Genomic DNA, 17,402 nt, shown 5'->3' with positions numbered 1-17,402 from the left:
TCACGAAAGGCAGACCCCCATGCCTGAAGTCTCCCGCCGCACCCTCATCCAGGCCGCCGCGATCACCGGCGCGGCCTCCGCGCTCACCGTCACCCCCGCCCACGCGGACGCACTCTCGATCGCGGCCGACGGCATCACGCTCGTCGCCGAGGCCGACGGCTCGATCCTGGTCCGCGACGGCTCCGGGACCGATCGCCTCAGGATCGGCCACTTCATGATCAAGGACAGCGTGCTCGGGCAGCAGCGCACGTTCGGCGGCACGCCGAGCCTGACCACCGTGGACGGCCGGCCCGCACTCCAGGTCGCCTACAAGATGTCGGCGAGCGCCTCGGCGGTGACCGTGCGCGGCACGTTCACCGTGGCCGCCCGCCGGGCGAGCCTGAGATGGGAGGTGACCGGCAGCGCCACGCTGACGCCCACCGGCTACATGTTCTCCCGCACCCTGATCGGCAACACGGCGCCGGAGAAGTACGTGCCCGCCACGGTCTGGACGAAGGACGCCCGCGGCGGCGTGCCGTACGAGATCAACGCGGGCTCGCTCTACCAGGAGACGTGGGCCGGCACGAGCGCCTACTTCCGGCTGGCGGCCTCCAGGCCGTCGTTCACCAACGCCACCTGGATCCACGCGCCGGCGGACGCGGACGGGGCGACCCGGGTGGAGCTGGTACTCGGCGACATGCGGCCCGGCGCCGCCAACGCCGTGGCGACCGCCGCGCCGCTCGGCGTGGACCTGTGGAGCGACCAGCCCTTCGGCCTCTACGAGCCCGGCGCGACCCTGGCGGTCAACGCCCAGGTGGTCAACGGCGGCGCGGCCGCCAAGCCGGTCACCCTGACCTGGTGGGCCCGCGACTTCGACGGCGCCGTGCTCGGCACCGGCACGCTCAGCAGGACCGTCGAACCCGGCGGTGCGTGGCGGGAGACGTTCACCGTGCGGGGCCCCGCGCAGGGCATCGTGTTCACCGAGGTCACGGCCACCTCGGGGAGCGAGGAGGCGTTCGCGCGGACGAACCTGGCCACGCTGAAGCCGTACACCTACCGGAGCGACGGCAGGTTCGGCATCGCGAACTACACCTGGCTGCTCGTCCCGGACAAGCAGCAGGTCGGCCGCCTGATGCAGAAGCTCGGCGTCAACTGGGTGCGCATCGCCTACGACGGCGCGCCGGGCATCCCACCCGCGGAGCTCGACGCGCTGGGCATCAAGCACAACGTCCAGCTCGGCGGGGTGATCTTCAACGGTACGGCGGAGCAGATCGCCGCCTGGGCCGACGACCGGGCGCGGATCGCCACGCAGTCGGGCGCCGCCTACTTCGAGGTGGCCAACGAGCTGAACCAGCCCTGGATGTCCGGGCAGAAGGCGGCAGAGTACGTGCGCGACGGCCTGAAGCCGATCCACGACCGGCTCAAGGACTCCGGCATCAAGCTGATGAACTGCGGGCTGGGCGGCATGGACCACCGCTGGACGACCAACTTCCACGCCGCCGGCGGCTGGGACCTGATCGACGCCTTCGCCTTCCACCCGGGCCGGGGCAACTTCACCGCCGACTACGCCCCTCCGCCGGAGGAGTGGGAACAGGGCTCGAACGGCTCCTACTGGAACTTCCTCGGCGCGCTGCGCAAGGCCAGACAGACCCTCGATGAGTACGGCGGCGACAAGGAGCTCTGGCTGACCGAGGCGTACGCCTGCACCAGGCCCAACCACTGGTGGAACGACACCCACCGGCAGGCCGCCGAGAACACGCTGCTGCAGCTCGCGCTCTGCCTGTCGGAAGGCGTGGACGGCGTCAACTGGTACCAGCCCCATGACAGCACCATCCATCACCCGCAAGAAGCCGACCCGAACAACCCCGAATACCATTTCGGGCTGCTGAACCGCGACACCAGCGCCAAGCCCGCGCTGCTCGCGTTCGCGACGGCCACGCGCCACCTGGAGGGCGCGACCTTCAAGCGCTGGCTCACCTTCGCCGATCCCGACCTGAAGGGGCTGCTGTTCGGCACGCCTCGCGGCAAGCTGGCGATCCTGTGGAGCCGCAAGGACGGCTACATCCTGAACCGGGACCACGGCGCCGACCAGTGGTACCCGCACCCCGAGGGCTGGGTGGACCACTGGCCGACCAAGGCCACCGTGTCGCTGAAGACCTCAGGGCCGACGGTCCGGGAGATCGACTGCATCGGGCAGGAGCGCACGATCACCGCCACGGGCCGCCGCGCGCAGGTCACGCTGGACGGCGCCCCACGTCTCTACTACGGGCTGGAGCTATGAGATCGGAAACCCTTTCGCACGACGTGACCGTGGTCGGCGGCGGTCTGGCCGGCGTCAGCGCCGCCGTCGCCGCCGCCCGGCTCGGCCGTACGGTCGCCCTGGTCACCAACCGGCCCGTCCTCGGCGGCAACTCCAGCAGCGAGGTGCGGGTCTGGGTGGTCGGCGCGACCGGGCACGGCAAGAACCACCACGCCCGCGAGGGCGGCATCATGGGCGAGCTCTTCCTGGAGAACCAGTACAGGAACCCGCAGGGCAATCCCTACTTCTGGGACACGACCGTGCTCGACCTCGTACGGCAGGAGCCGAACATCGCGCTCTTCCTCAACACCGACGTGCGTGAGGTGTCGTGCGCGGAGGGCCGGATCAGCTCGGTGACCGGCTGGATGATGGGTTCGGAACGGCTGATCACCTTCGCGTCGCCGATCTTCCTGGACTGCACCGGCGACGGGCTGGTCGGCCACCTGGCCGGCGCGAGCCACCGGATCGGCCGCGAGGGGCGCGCGGAGTACGGCGAGCCGTGGGCGCCCGAGGTGCCTGACGACATCACGCTCGGCAGCACGCTGCTCTTCTACACCAAGGACGCGGGCGAGCCGGTCCGCTACGTCCCGCCGAGCTTCGCCAAGGACATCACCACGACGTCGATCCCCGAGCGGCGGATCATCAGGGCGGGCGACAACGGCTGCGCCTACTGGTGGATCGAGTTCGGCGGCGAGCTGGACACCGTGCACGACAACGACCGCATCCGCGACGAGCTGTGGTCGGTCATCTACGGCATCTGGGACTACATCAAGAACTCGGGGAAGTTCGACGCGGAGACCATGACCCTGGAGTGGGTGGGGTCGCTGCCCGGCAAGCGGGAGTACCGCCGGTTCCTCGGCGACCACGTGCTCACCCAGCACGACGTGCTGGGCCAGACCCCGTTCGACGACCGGGTCGCCTTCGGCGGGTGGTCGATCGATCTGCACCCGCCGCAGGGCATGTACGCGAAGGAGGACGGCGCGAAGCAGCGCTACGCCGACGGGATCTATCACATCCCCTACCGGTGCCTCTATTCGCGGAACGTCCCCAACCTGCTCATGGCCGGGCGCAACATCTCGGCGTCGCACGTGGCGTTCGGCTCGACCAGGGTGATGGCCACCTGCGCCACGATCGGCCAGGCGGCCGGCACGGCGGCCGCCCTGTGCGTGGCCGGCGGTGTCCCGCCGAGTGAGCTGGACGTGCGCGACCTGCAGACGACGCTCCTGCGGGAGGACGGCTCGGTCATCGGCGTGCCGTACGAGGACTCCGCGGATCTCGCCCGTACGGCCGCCGCCGCCGCGTCGAGCACGTTGTCCCTGCTCGAGGTGGAGACGTCGGCCGAGACCTGGCCGCTGGCGGCGGACGCCGGGTTGATCCTGCCGGTGGACCCGGCGCTGGACGCGGTCGAGCTCATGCTCGACGCGGCCGCCGCGACCGAGCTGGTCGTGGATCTCTACGACCCGGTGCTGGGCCAGAACTACGTGCCGCGGCGCCTGATCTCCTCGCATGGCGTCGCGGTGGAGCCGGGGAAGAACCAGTGGGTCCGTGTGGAGCTGTCCTTCCAGCCGGGTCAGGCGCAGAACGCGTTCCTGCGGATCCGCGCGAACCCCGATGTCTCCCTACACGTCGCCGACCGGCCGACCCCCGGCGTGCTCTGCCTCACCCGGGTTCCGCTGCGCCCCCAGGACGAGACGCCGCAGCTGCTGCGGGAGTGGTCCGACGCCGGTCTGCTACGCCGTACCTTCTGCTTCCGCGCCGGCCCGACCGACGCGTTCGCGCCGTCCAGGGCGCTCGACGGCTTCCAGCGCCCGCACGCCGGACCCCACATGTGGGTATCGGACACGCTGCCCGCCACCCTCGAACTGTCCTGGCCCTCGCCGGTGCCGATCGGCCGCGTCGACCTGCTGGCCGACGACGACGTGAACGAGGACCTGATCAACCTGCACCACCACCGCACGCCGTTCGAGGTCATGCCGACGCTGATCCGCGACTACCGGCTGGAGGTACGGCAGGGCGGCGGCTGGCGGACGGTGGCCGAGGTGCGCGGCAACCGGCGGCGCCGCAACGTCCACGACATCGAGGCGGTCACCACCGACGCGCTGAGGATCGTGGTCGACTCCGGCAACGGGACACCGCACGCCCATGTCGTGGCGGTGCGCGTGTATGAGTAGACGCATGAAGCGTGTCCTGGTCACCGGTGCCGCAGGCCGTATCGGCCGGGCCGTCCTCGACCTGCTCGACCGGCAGGGGATCGCGGCCAACGCCCTCGTGCTGGACGATCCAGGTGACCTGAAGGCCGACCTGGTCGTCGAGGGCACCGCGACGGATCCGCAGGCCGTACGGCGAGCTCTCGAAGGGGCCGACGCGGTCGTCCATCTCGCGGCGATCCCCACCCCCGAGCGGCATCCGGCCGAGGTGGTCTTCGCCACCAACACGCAGGCCACCTACACCGTGCTCGAACAGGCGGGCCGGGCCGGGATCAGGCAGGTGTGCACGGCCAGCAGCACGGCGATCTCGGGGCTGCCGTTCGCCGCGCGCACCCTCCACCCGCCGTACGTTCCGGTGGACGAGGAGCAGCCGTCCCAGTCCGCGGATCCCTACGCGCTGTCGAAGCAGGTCGACGAGCTGACCGCGCAGACGATGGCGCGACGCTACGGCATGTCGGTGGTCGCCCTGCGCCTGCCGTACGTCGGCGGCTTCGACGAGCGCCTCCTCGACTTCGCGGAAAGGTGCGAGCGGGACCCCGGCCTGCACGCGGCCGGCCTGTGGGCCTACCTCGAAACCCGCGACGCGGCCCGGGCGTGCCTGCTCGGCCTCAACCCCGACGGCTTTCACGTCATCACCGTGGCCGCTCCGGAGACCCTGGTCTCCCACCCCACCGAGGAGCTGCTCCGCCGGTTTCACCCCACGACCGAGCTCCGCCGTTCGCTGCCCGGACGCACGGTCCCGCTGAACCTGACCAAGGCCACCGCCGTTCTCGGCTTCAGTGCGGAGCTTCACGTGTGACGCGACGCACGGAACGCCATCTGATCCTCGTGCTCCGTGAGTAGCTGAACCACTGCAACGGGCATCGGCCGCACCAGAAGCTGGCAGCGGGCGTGGAGATCAAAGTGGTTCAGGAGACGCTGGGGCACACCTCCAGTGCCTCCGCCGCCGATACCTACGCTTCGGTCTTTCCCCGGGTGGCGATGGCGGCGGCGGAGAAGACCGCAGCGCTGTTGCTGGGCGACGATCAGGAAGGACGGAGTGCACTGAGGCATCTCCGCGCCCAACCGGAGCTGGAGAACGGCCTCGTCTCGCCCGAATCGCTGCAGAATTGGGCTGTTCATCTTGACGCTGGCCCGGTGGGCACCGCCGGTGCTGCGCCGTCAGGGGCAGTCCTCGGCATCGCCGTGGCTTCGCGGACAGCGGGGGTCCCAGTGAACGCCGTAGTGCATTAGCGAGGTGGTCAGATCGGGGTGAGCGGCGGCCCAGACGTCGTCGAAGAAGAACCACTGCCGGTAGCCGAAGACGTCATCCATATGGATCGACATCTGCGCCATGTGCTCACCCTGCCGGATGAGGGTGCGGTCCGGATCACGGCCACTGGAGGGTTCGAACCCTTCCAGCAGACGCAGAGCGGTCTCGTGCGCCTGCGGGTGAGCGCCATATGTCTCGGGTATCTCCTCTTCGAAGCTCGGCCACCGGTTGCAGCGCTCCAGGGCTGGCCTGATCTCACTCTCGTCCGGGGCCACCAGCGCACGCAGGTGAAGCAACTCACGTGGCCACTCGCCGAGCCTTACATCGGTCGCCCGCAGAGCCTCGGCAAGCTGCGGCAGCCGTACACCGGGAAACGACTTCGGCGGGCAGTATCCGATGCTGTCAATGCTCGCGTAGAAGGTCAGCACGACCGCGTAGGTCACTCCCTCGCCACCCTGCGGTGTGGATATGAGAGCCTCGACCGGCACTGGGGGGATGAACACCTGGTCGGCGGAGGCGGTGCGAAGGGTCTCGGGTAACTCCCAGCCCTCGTGCAGGAGGTAGGCCCAGCGGTCAGGCTCGGACGCCACGAGAGCATCGTCGACAAAGAAATAGGCCAGGTCGACCTCGTCATCATCGGTGAGCACCCGCACGCTGTGCTCGTCGACCCGCAGCTCCTGCTCGACATAGAGATGCTTCTCCAGCAGCTCGCGCAGCTCCCGCATGCTCTCGGGAGCGGGCAGGCCGGTCTCGAAGATCGTGTTGAGGCCGTAGACGTCTGCTCCGAGTTCACGCTCGATCCACTCGTAGGCGTCACCTGCTCCGGCGCCATCCCACACCCTGCGGAACCAATCGAGGACCGTGGCATCGGGAAAGTGCCGCACCAGCTTGCCGAGCGGCCCTTCGTAGAAGCTGCGGTAGACGAAGAAGACCATGGCGCCAACCATCTCAAGTGCCGCCGACAAAACATGCTGAGGGTCGCGGATCGCCTGCGCGCAGACCATGGTTCCTGCGCACGTCCCTGCGTGGCCGAATCGTCCCATCGTCGTTTCACCTGGCGTCCGTGGCGTCGGCCGGCCCTCTTGGCAGGTACGCAGTGGGCTTGTCCCTACCCAAACCGCATTAGCAGCTCGGATTTTGCCCGTCCCAAGGCGTTCCAGATGGATCGATGCGGTTGGGCGGTCCCCCTGGAACGAGGTGATACGGCGGGGAACTGCAACCCACTTTGATCTTTCCTCGTACGACACCTCGCCTCTTGATCATCCCGGAGTCGGAGCCCCATCGGAGAAGGCACGAAGAGGACTATGTGGGTGGCGGCCGATTGCCCCGAGAAGTCCCAAACGGCGGCATCCGGCACAATCACTGGATGTTCGACTTCGGAATCCCCGGGTACCGGGCGGAGTGGCTGAGCGGACGCTCGGCAATCGCCGCCGCTCATGGGAATAGGCTGGCCCGCCTCACCGGCCGGCGACTGACTCGAGCGCTGCTGGTGTGGGACATCGACGAGGACGAGTGGTTCGCAGACTGCCCGGTCATCCTGGACTTCGAGGGCGAACAGGTCGAGATCGAGCACCGGAAGTTCGACAAGCTCTCTATCACCTGGAACACCATCGATCCGGCGTGTTCGCCGGACTGGCCGGACTTTCATCTGGCGTGGCGAGACGACGTATCGGACGAACTCAGTGCACTGATCGGGCAGTCTTGTTCGGCAGTGGAGCTGCTGAGATGGAGAGACAGGGATCTTGCGGAGGAGACGATCGTGTCTCTGGGGTTCGGCTTCCCGAACGGTCAGGTGACGATCTACAACGCGCTTGATGAAAACGGCATGGAGTTCACTCCTCCTGGCGACCGCTACACGCGGTACAGGCTCGGAACATCTCATCCGTGGGTCCCAAAACGATCTCCAGTATCGCTCAGAACTGTTCGCCCCGCTGGTCGCTGGTGCCGTCAACGCCGCCGTCAGCCCTTGGCAGCATCGGGCGTGTCATGATCTACACCGTGCCTGCCGCCATGCCCTGAGACGACTGGGCACGAACCGGCCGATCTTCCAAATCAGATAGCAGTTACCGGCGATGACCGCAGCCTTGAAAGCGACTCGGTCCCAGGTCCCGCCGTGGAAGAGCTGGATGGTGTTCCCGATCAAGAGCACAACAAGGACCGCCAGAACCAGGACGTTGACCCACAGACGTTCGGACATCCGTGGCTTCGAGGGGGTGCGGTGGGGCATTTGAGAAATGTATCCAGCGCGAACGCACACTCTTCTCCCTGCCCATTCCTCCCCGCTCCCCGATAGGTGCCAAAGATCGGCGACTCGCGCGCGGGTTCTGTCAAAGGTGGCGCTCGCGCCATCGCGAGCGACTCACCCTTGGGGTTCGCGGGGGTCGATGCTGGCGGCCATGTTCGCCTGCATGTACTTCGGTGGTCTCCGCCCGGCTGCGGCCGCGGGCTCCGTAAAAAGGACTGTCACCTTCCGGCGACTGGATGGGGCCTGCTCACGCTGGAGAAGACCAAGCCGCAGAGCAATGAGCGGTTCACCGATTCGGGGGAGACCTATGACGATCGTGGCCTCAAGCACCGGAACATGAAGGAGGCCCGAGAGGTTCCGATCCCGCCGGAGCTGGTGACCATCCTCCGTGATCACATCGACAAGCACGGCATCGGCGCGGATGGCCGGCTGTTCCGGACCCGCACGGGCGGCCTGATCTCAGGGTCGGCGTACGCCAAGGTCTGGAAGGAGGCCCGGACCTATGCCTTCACTCCCGATCAGGTCGCCTCACCCCTGGCGGCCCGGCCGTACGACCTGCGGCACGCGGCGGTCTCCCTCTGGCTCAATGCCGGAGTGCACGCGCCGGAAGCGGCCGAACGGGCGGGGCACGGGGTGGACGTGATGCTCAAGGTCTACGCCAAGTGCATCGACGGCCAACGTGATGTCGCCAACCAGCGGATTCTGGATGCTCTCGCAGTGTGAGACATCGCAAGAACACTGAGCACACGAAGGGTCTCGGATCGCACCGGGACCCTTCGCCGTGCGTGGAGGCGATCATCGGTCATAGATGCGGTGATGCCACCATCCGCCGAAACGACCTGGATGGCGATGCGGTCGGGGGTCGGGGAGCGTCCGGCTGTAGAACTCTTCGTCCAACCTCGCCACGATCCGTGAAAGCTCTACTCTGGCTGAGTGTTGGAGGCGTCGTAGGGCGAATTCCAGGGTGTCCCGGGCCTCTACCGGGTCGCAGAAGGGGCAATCCCGTTGGGGCAGGTAGAGATAGCGGCCGGGCCGGCGGAGGAACTGTCGGTATGCGGCGAGGGCTCCTGCAACGGACCCGGGTCCTAAGTACTGGTACTCGTACTCGATGCGGGCGATGGCCGCATGGGTCCGGCCGGAGACGTCGGGAACCTTGGGGAGCGGGCGGTGGCTTCGGCGGTTCGCCGCCAGGTGCGCGCGCAAGGCGCTTGGCCGTCTACGCGGCATCGGCCTTTCGTGTCGTCATGGACCGCATGGTGCCATACCGCGACAGTGCGGACCACGTCGCGGTGTGCCCGAAGGACTCGGAACCGTTCCGCGAACCTCCGAAATCCTCGGCTCCACCTGGGGAAATGCGTCCAAGGGCATTCCGCTTATGTTCCGTGACCGCTTGCGTGCGGCTGCATCCGACTGCCTGCGGTGTCCGCCGACGGACGAGCACGGACCGAGCACGGCTGACCTACCCATTCGGGATTCGACCGTGGTCGTTGGGCGTCCCGCTCGGAACCCGGGGCTCCGCGGCGGCCACGGTGGAGCCGTCGGCGACCCACTGAGCGGGCCAGATGATGCCCGCAGTGCGGAGTCGGTGGTGGGACGGGACCGATCGGATCCCATGAGCGCGGACTTTGTGATCAGCAGAGGGCGTCGGGCCGGGTGTCAAGCGCGCGCCGCATGTGGGAGATGAGAGCCCGTGCCGCAGGCGTGGCCGGCTCCTGCGACCTCCATGCGAGTACCAGCCGCCCGGTCAGCCGCGGCTGGTCGAGAGGGACGGCCCGCAGGATCTCGGCGTTCTTGCGGACCATGGGCTCCGGCAGGACGGCGACGCCCAGCCCCTTCGCGGTGAGCTGGATGAGGAGGTTCACGTCGCTGGCTTCGAAGGCGATATGTGGTTTGATGCGCGCGGCGGCGAACGCCTCATTCATCGTGGTGCGCATGCCGGTGCCCTCGCGCAGGCATATCAGCGGGCGTTCGGCGATGTCCTGCAGGGTGAGGCTCGTCCGCCTGGCGAAGGGGTCGTCGTGCGCCACAGCGACGACGAGCGCGTCGGCGGCGATGGTGTGCAGGCTGATGTCCGGTGGGGTGGTACGGCCGAGACCGAGCACCGCCAGGTCCAGCCTTCCGGCGCGCACTCTCTCGATCATGCCATCGGTCGTGTCCTCGGTCAGCGTGATCTCCACTGCCGGATGCCGCAGGTGGAAGCCGGTCAGCAACTCCGGCAGGTCGATCAGCGAGGCGAGCGAGGACGAGGTGCCGATGGCGACACGGCCGCGCACGAGCCCGGCGAACTCGTCCACGGTGCGCCGGGCGCCTTCGACGGCGGACAGCGCGGCCCGCGCGTACGGCAGGACCGCGGCTCCGACCTCGGTGAGGCTGACCGTGCGGCCGGACCGGTCGAACAGCGGCTGGCCGAACTCGCGCTCAAGCTGACGGATCTGCGCGCTCACCCAGGGCTGCGCCACGTGGAGCCGCTCGGCTGCCCTGGTGAAGTTGGCTTCCTCGGCGACAGCCACGAAGTAGTCGAGCTGGCGCAGTTCCATAAGGATTCAGTCTAGTGATGAGACGAACCAGCTCTTGGACCTATGACCCCTCTCTTCGCGACCATGGCGTGGGCCTGAGAACCATCAAGGGGGACACATGACCAGATGGCGTGAGAATCCGTGGGCGATCCTCATCACCCTGTCGCTGGGGTACTTCATGACGCTCCTCGACCTCACCATCGTCAACATCGCCGTGCCCGACATCATGAACCGGCTGGGCGCCTCGCTCGACCAGGTGCTCTGGGTAGGCAACGCCTACATCCTCGTGCTCGCCGTGCTGCTGATATCCGCGGGCCGGCTGGGTGACCTGCTGGGTAAGAAGACGCTCTTCATCGCCGGCGTCCTGCTCTTCACCATCGCCAGCCTGGCGTGCGGGATCGCCCAGAATCCCGGGCAACTCATCGCCGCCCGCGCCGCCCAGGGCCTCGGCGCCGCCCTGCTGATACCGCAGACCATGTCGCTTCTCATCGAGACGTTTCCGCCGCAGCGCCGTGGTACCGCGCTCGGTGTGTGGGCGTCCGTGGCCGGCATCGCGACCGTGGCGGGGCCGACCCTCGGCGGCCTGCTGGTGACGGCGCTGGACTGGCGCTGGATCTTCCTGGTGAACCTGCCCGTCGGCGTCATCGTGGTGGCCATGGCGGCGGCGATCCTGCCCCGTCCGGCGCGTACGGTCACCCACAGGTTCGACGTGCTCGGCGTGCTCATCGCCTCAGCGGCGCTGTTCTGCGCGGTGTTCGCGCTCACGGAGGGGCAGAATTACGCGTGGAGTGGGTGGATCTGGGGGCTGTTCGCGGCGGCTGCCGTTCTGATGGCCGTCTTCCTCGTCCACCAGAACGGCAAGCAGGACCGCCAGCCGCTCGTGCCGTTCGCGCTGTTCCGAGACCGCAACTTCGCGATCCTGAACGGCGTCGGCGTCGCGGTGTCGGTCGGGATGGTCGGCCTGATGCTGCCGCTGACCATCTACCTCCAGTCCGTCCTCGGCTACAGCGCGCTCAAGGCCGGGCTCGTCGGGGCGCCCATGTGGGTGATGACGATGCTGGTCTCCCCGTTCGCCGGCCGGCTGTCCGACCGGCTGGGCGGCAAGACCGTACTGATCACCGGACTAGCGCTGTACGCGATCGGCGCCACCTGGATCCTGGCGATCATCGATGTCGGAACGGACTGGACCGCGTTCCTGCCCGCCTTCGTCGTGGGCGGCATCGGCGCGGGTGGGGTGTTCGCGCCGATGGCCACCGAGGCGATGCGCGGCGTGCCACCGCGCCTGGCCGGCGCGGCCTCCGGCGTCAACAACACCATCAGGCAGGTGGGTTCGGTGCTGGGCGGCGCCGCCGTCGGCGCGGTCCTGCAGAGCCGGCTGGCCGGCACTCCGGACACCGAGGCCGCCAGGCACGCGTTCGTCGAGGCCATGGGGCCGACGCTGTCGGTGCCCATCCTCGCCGTGGTGGCCGGCGCCGTCGCCTGCCTGTGGGTTGGCGGGCGGCGGGGCTCCGGCCAGGCCCCCGGTGATGGCCCCGACCAGGCCGCGGACCCGGATTCCCAGGAACCGGCCACGCGCCGAGCCGCCGCCTCATGGGCACGGGCGAAGTGACCGCCGAACCCCTCCCCGCCCCGCGAGCGGCCGGCACACGCCGCGGCGATCGTCCGCTGCGAGAAGAGCACGAGTGATCATTCTGCCGCGGTCGATCCCCTCCAAGACCCGAAGCGGGCGCACGTCAAAAGGAGCCCGCGAGCCGGATGACCCGTGTCGATGGCATAGCGGCAGGACGGAGTTTGCGGCAGGGCAAAGCTTCTTGACGAGCGACGAGCTCGGACCGGTCAACGCCGCCAGTTCGGTCACGGTGCCTGGGGGAAGGTCGGGTCAGGCTTCGCGTACCACCTCCCGCCACTTTCACTTTATATCGGATGAGCGCGTCTCATGAGGTGCCGGAAAGTGGTCCATACTTGCCGCCGTTGCAAACCAACTCGACGAACGAGGGAGCAACGGAATTGGGCTACGTGCTGAGTTTCGAGCAATTCGACTCGACGAATGTCGCAGACGTCGGCGGAAAGGGGGCACACCTGGGCGAGCTCTCGCGAATCGATGGCATCCGTGTGCCGGACGGCTTCTGCGTCACGACGGACGCCTTCCAGCGGGTCGTGGCCGAGGCGCCGTCGATCGATGCACAGCTTGACCTGCTGTCGCGCGTGAAAGCGGACGACCGCGCGGCGATCCGCACCCTGAGCGCCGATATACGCCGTGTCATCGAAGGCGTTGCGATGCCCGGCGATCTTGTCGCAGCGATCGGCGAATCGCTCGCCCGGCTCGGGGATCAAGCCTCCTACGCGGTGCGTTCCAGCGCGACGGCCGAGGACCTGCCGACCGCATCCTTCGCCGGCCAGCAGGACTCGTACCTGAACATCGTGGGCCTGGCGGCGATCCTTCGGCACGTCCGGCGGTGTTGGGCCTCGCTGTTCACCGAGCGGGCAGTGACCTACCGGCGCCACAATGGCTTTGACCACCGGAAGGTACGGATGGCCGTGGTCGTACAGCGGATGGTGTTCCCGGACGCGGCCGGGATCCTCTTCACCGCGGACCCCGTGACCTCGAACCGGAAGGTCGCCACCGTGGAAGCCGGTTGGGGGCTCGGCGAGGCGCTTGTCTCCGGTCTGGTCGCCGGGGACGTCTACACGGTGCGCGGCGACCGGGTCGTCATCACAGAGGTCGCCACCAAGCCGCGGTCCGTCCAGGCGTCGCCGGGAGGCGGTACCCAGGAGACACCAATCGAGCCGCAGCGGCAGACGCAGCCGGCCTTGAAGGATGCACAGGTCGTGCGCCTGGTGCGGCTGGGTCGGCGAATCGAAGCGCACTTCGGCCAGCCCCAGGACATCGAATGGTGCCTGGTCGGCGACGACTTCCACATCGTCCAGAGCCGGCCGATCACCACCCTGTTCCCCATCCCCACGACCGATGACCAAGAAAATCATGTCTACCTCTCCGTCGGTCACCAGCAGATGATGACCGATGCGATGAAGCCGCTGGGGCTCTCCTTCTGGCAGCTGACGACGCCACGGCCGATGCACGAGGCGGGCGGACGGTTGTTCGTCGACGTAGCCGCCGCCCTGGCGACGCCCGCGGGTCGCGCGAGCCTCCTCGAGACGGTGGGGAGGTCCGACCCGCTGATTCGGGACGCGCTACAGACCGTCCTCGACCGCGGCTTCCTCCGCTCGCTTCCGGACGAAGATTCTGGCGGCGCCGCACCCGCCGGTGGCTCACCCGCCCCGATCGAGACCGATTCGGCCGTCGTCACCCAGCTGGTCCGACACAATCAGGCGTCCGTCGCCACCCTGCGGCGCACGATCCAGGGTCTGTCCGGGCCGGCGCTGCTCGACTTCATCCAGGCCGACATCGCAGAGCTGAGGCGCGTCCTGTTCGATCCGCGGAGCTTCCAGGTGATCATGGCGGGGATGGAGGGGACCTGGTGGCTCAATGACCACCTGGAGGCGTGGCTGGGCGAGAAGAACGCGGCCGACGCGCTCACGCAATCCGTCCCCCACAACGTCACGTCGGAGATGGGGCTGGCGCTCCTTGATGTCGCGGACACGATCCGGCCGCACGCGGACGTCGTGGCGTTCTTGCACCATGTCGTGGACGAAGGCCGGCAGGGCGACGGCTTCTTGAACGAGCTGGCCGGGCTGGCCGGCGGACGGGAAGCACGTGACGCCATCCGGGGCTACCTCGACGAGTACGGCATGCGCTGCGCGGGCGAGATCGACATCACCAGAACGCGCTGGAGCGAGCATCCCGCCACGCTCGTGCCCACCATTCTCGGCAACATCAAGAACTTCGAACCGGGTGCCGGCAAGCGACGCTTCGAACAAGGACGCCAAGAGTCACGACGGAAAGAACAGGAGCTGCTGACGCGATTGCGCGCCCTACCCGACGGGGAGCAGAAGGCCGAGGAGACCAAGCGGATGATCGACCGCGTCCGTACCTTGGCAGGATATCGGGAGTACCCCAAGTACGGCATGGTCAGCCGCTACTTCGCCTACAAGCAGGCGTTGCTGCGGGAAGCCGATCGCCTCGTCCGGTCCGGCACCCTGCGCGAGAAAGAAGACATCTTCTTCCTCCGGTTCCAGGAGTTGCAGGAAGTCGTGCGCACCAACGACGTGGACGCCGAACTCATTCTGGAAAGGCGGGAGGCGTTCCGGTCGTACGAGGCGCTCACACCGCCCCGGGTCCTCACCTCGGACGGCGAGGTCATCACTGGCCGGTATCGGCGTGACGACGCCCCGCCCGGCGCGCTGGCCGGGCTCCCGGTCTCGGCCGGGACGGTCGAGGGCCGTGCCCGTGTCGTCATGGACATGGCGCGGGCCGACCTTGAGGCGGGCGACATTCTGGTCACCGCCTACACCGACCCCAGCTGGACCCCCCTGTTCGTCACCGTCGCCGGACTGGTGACGGAGGTAGGCGGCCTGATGACGCACGGGGCGGTGATCGCGCGGGAGTACGGCCTGCCGGCCGTCGTGGGCGTGGAGCAGGCCACCCGGCTGATCCGGGACGGGCAGCGTATCCGCGTTCACGGCACCGACGGGTACGTCGAGATCCTCGACTGAACCGTCGCATCGGACCCGGGACCGCCAGACAGGGCGCGGATCGTCATCGGTGCCGGATCGGTGCGACGATCTTGCACTGGCATCGCGACCTCGTGGCGCGGAAGTGGACCTTCACCGACAGTCGGCGCCCGTGTCGGCCTTGCACCCGCCGGCCGGTCAAGGCGCTGATCGTGCGGATGACGCGGGAGAATCCGACCGGGGGCATCGGCGGATCCAGGGCGAATGGGCCCGCCTGGGCTACACGATCGCCCCCTCCACAGCGTGGGAAATCCCGCACGCCGCCGGTATGTGGGCTGGTCTTCACTGAGCACGGTACCCGGCGGCTGCGTCTGGGTGGGTGAGCGCGCAGCCGACCGCGGTGTGGACGGTGCAGCCCGTCAGCGGTATGCCGCTGACGTGATGACGTGCAGATCCTCAATCTCAGTCGATGGAAGGCCGGATCGAACGCCGCAAGGTGCTCGGTGGCGCGATCAACGAGTACCGCCGAGCCGCATGATCCAGGTGGAGAAACCCCAGCTCAAGCCGTACATGCGAGTTTGAAGCACGACAGGTCATGATCGTGTCCGACCTCTGATCGTTTCCCGTCGATCGGGGCGCTGCGAGCTCCAGGCCGACCCGACAGCGACGAGGACGACGATGCTGATCAAGGCCAGCGGCGCTTCCGCGGACTCCCGCCCGGAGAGCTCCATCGCGTTCCCCAAGATCTCGCCGGCGCCGTGGAAGGCGAAAGCGGTCGCGCCACAGCCGAAGACGAGCCCGGCGACACCGACGACAGCGGTGACGATCTTGCCGACGTTCGCCGGCAGGAACCGCGCGAAACTGGCGCACACCAAGCCGACGAGAACGACATCGGCAACGGCGGCGATCATTACGGCGACGCCGAGTACGGCATCGTAGTTCCCGTATTTCTCGAACTGCTCCCACGTTCCGCCGGGATCAGGGAGTCCGGCGACGCCGAGCGCCGTCAGGACCGCAATCGCCGACATGAACACCATCGGCGCGGCAACACCAACGGGCGGCCACTTCTTCGACTGGATCGGCAGGATCTTGGTGTCGCGCCGCACGCGGACCGTGGTTGCTGGCTGCTCACCCGCTATGTCACCTGCCATGGCCAGTGCTTCGTCCACCGTCGGCCTGCGGCCCGGGTCCTTGTCCAGTAGCCGGGTGATGAGCTGCGTGAGCGGCCCGGTTCGTCGCGGCGCCGGGGCCTCCTCCAGTAGCACTGCGGCCAACGTCGCTTCCTGGGTATCGCGGCGAAACGGTGAGACGCCCTCGACGGCCTGGTAGAGCGTCACGCCGAGGGAGAACAGATCCCCGGCGGGAAGGCCGTCGCTGCCACGCAGCCGCTCGGGCGCCGTGTACTCCGCCGAGCCGATGAACATCCCAGTGGCGGTCAGTGCGGTGTCGGTGGAGTGGATCGCGGTCCCGAAGTCGGTGAGCAGGACCTTCCCGTTCTCGTCGAGCATGACGTTGGCCGGTTTGATGTCGCGGTGCACGACACCTTCCCGGTGTGCCGCGCCGATCGCCGTCAGCAGTGCCACGGCGACTGCGATGGCCCTGCCCACCGGAAGAGGTCCGTGCTGCTTGACGTGCTCGTCCAGCGAGCAGCCGTCGACCAGTTCCATGACGATCCAGGGAAGGCCGTCGTCGATGACGACGTCGTGGATCGCGATGATGCCGTCGTGCTTGCGCAACCGGGCGGCATTGCGGGCCTCGCGCGTGGCGCGCGCCAGCCGCTCGGCTCGTCCGGTTTCCGGCATCCCCGGCGGCAGTTGCAGTTCCTTGATCGCAACGTCCACGTCGAGGGTCAGGTCGCGAGCCCGCCAGACCCGCCCGAAACCACCGGACCCCAGCTCGGCGGCCAGCCGGTAGCGACCGCCGACCACGTCACCGGCCAGCCTCGAAGTCATGCCCCGTCTCCCACCATCGCGCTTGGCACGAACAGTTGATCAGGGTACAAGCCACCATCATCGGTGCATGCTCGTTTCGCTTCACCTGGTACGCAATACGAAGGCGGCGGTCATCGCGCATTGTCTACAGACGGTGACCCCGGCTGGTCCGCTTCACCCGACCGAGCATGCCCGGCGAGACGCCCGCATGGCGGCCATCAGCCTTTCCATCGATCAGATGGACGCCATCCGCCGCAGACTCTCCGAGCCGCCGCACCGCTGAGGATCGACGCAGCGGTCAGGCCTCATAACTCCAGGCCGCTCCGCTGTGAGCCCTTCGGTTGCGTCCACGGAAGTGGTGTACGAGTTTGACCTGCTCACAAGCGTGGCAGCCGTGAATG

The 17,402-nt window shown here is 68.1% G+C and carries 11 protein-coding genes; 8 read left to right on the top strand and 3 right to left on the bottom strand.

What is annotated here, in order from left to right:
• Positions 1–19: 19 nt before the first annotated feature.
• From ACFSKW_RS03985 to ACFSKW_RS03975, 3 genes are read left to right on the top strand one after another with little or no spacing between them, the layout of a single operon-like run.
• Positions 20–2,260, top strand: a complete 2,241-nt coding sequence (locus tag ACFSKW_RS03985) for a hypothetical protein (RefSeq protein ID WP_379569234.1) — start codon at positions 20–22, stop codon at positions 2,258–2,260.
• Positions 2,257–4,449: an FAD-dependent oxidoreductase gene (locus tag ACFSKW_RS03980; protein ID WP_379569232.1), complete on the top strand. Its 2,193-nt coding sequence runs from the start codon at positions 2,257–2,259 to the stop codon at positions 4,447–4,449. The genes ACFSKW_RS03985 and ACFSKW_RS03980 overlap by 4 nt, the downstream gene beginning before the upstream one ends.
• A gap of 4 nt (positions 4,450–4,453) precedes the next feature.
• On the top strand, positions 4,454–5,284 hold the full coding sequence (locus ACFSKW_RS03975; protein ID WP_379569231.1) for an NAD-dependent epimerase/dehydratase family protein: 831 nt from the start codon (positions 4,454–4,456) through the stop codon (positions 5,282–5,284).
• A 362-nt stretch (positions 5,285–5,646) separates the two neighbouring features.
• Here ACFSKW_RS03975 and ACFSKW_RS03970 read toward each other — a convergent pair whose 3' ends face one another.
• Positions 5,647–6,672: a hypothetical protein gene (locus tag ACFSKW_RS03970; protein WP_379569229.1), complete on the bottom strand. Its 1,026-nt coding sequence runs from the start codon at positions 6,670–6,672 to the stop codon at positions 5,647–5,649.
• Positions 6,673–7,103: 431 nt separating this feature from the next.
• Between ACFSKW_RS03970 and ACFSKW_RS03965 the strand changes: the two genes are divergently transcribed.
• The gene (locus ACFSKW_RS03965; protein ID WP_379569227.1) at positions 7,104–7,727 is read left to right on the top strand and encodes a hypothetical protein; all 624 of its coding nucleotides are present in this window, start codon (positions 7,104–7,106) and stop codon (positions 7,725–7,727) included.
• A gap of 303 nt (positions 7,728–8,030) precedes the next feature.
• Positions 8,031–8,705 carry a hypothetical protein gene (locus tag ACFSKW_RS03960; protein ID WP_379569225.1) on the top strand — a complete coding sequence of 225 codons (675 nt, stop codon included), beginning with the start codon at positions 8,031–8,033 and terminating at the stop codon, positions 8,703–8,705.
• Positions 8,706–9,613: 908 nt separating this feature from the next.
• On the opposite strand, the gene ACFSKW_RS03955 is transcribed toward ACFSKW_RS03960, so the two are convergent.
• Complete coding sequence (locus ACFSKW_RS03955; protein WP_379569223.1) at positions 9,614–10,519, bottom strand: LysR family transcriptional regulator; 906 nt, start codon at positions 10,517–10,519, stop codon at positions 9,614–9,616.
• A 97-nt stretch (positions 10,520–10,616) separates the two neighbouring features.
• Between ACFSKW_RS03955 and ACFSKW_RS03950 the strand changes: the two genes are divergently transcribed.
• Together ACFSKW_RS03950 and rph are read left to right on the top strand one after the other, a co-directional pair.
• Positions 10,617–12,107 carry a DHA2 family efflux MFS transporter permease subunit gene (locus ACFSKW_RS03950; protein WP_379569221.1) on the top strand — a complete coding sequence of 497 codons (1,491 nt, stop codon included), beginning with the start codon at positions 10,617–10,619 and terminating at the stop codon, positions 12,105–12,107.
• Between the two features lie 407 nt (positions 12,108–12,514).
• Positions 12,515–15,112, top strand: coding sequence for a rifamycin-inactivating phosphotransferase (gene rph / locus ACFSKW_RS03945; RefSeq protein WP_435192960.1), 2,598 nt, complete (start codon positions 12,515–12,517; stop codon positions 15,110–15,112).
• A gap of 551 nt (positions 15,113–15,663) precedes the next feature.
• On the opposite strand, the gene ACFSKW_RS03940 is transcribed toward rph, so the two are convergent.
• Entirely contained in the window at positions 15,664–17,022 is a 1,359-nt protein-coding gene (locus tag ACFSKW_RS03940) for a serine/threonine-protein kinase (RefSeq protein WP_379569217.1), read from the bottom strand.
• A gap of 67 nt (positions 17,023–17,089) precedes the next feature.
• On the opposite strand from ACFSKW_RS03940, the gene ACFSKW_RS03935 reads away from it, so the two are divergent.
• Positions 17,090–17,284: a hypothetical protein gene (locus tag ACFSKW_RS03935; protein WP_379569215.1), complete on the top strand. Its 195-nt coding sequence runs from the start codon at positions 17,090–17,092 to the stop codon at positions 17,282–17,284.
• Positions 17,285–17,402: the final 118 nt, after the last annotated feature.

It is taken from the genome of Nonomuraea mangrovi (genome assembly GCF_042681425.1).
Classification (GTDB): domain Bacteria; phylum Actinomycetota; class Actinomycetes; order Streptosporangiales; family Streptosporangiaceae; genus Nonomuraea; species Nonomuraea mangrovi.
This window is presented reverse-complemented; position numbering and strand designations above follow the sequence as displayed.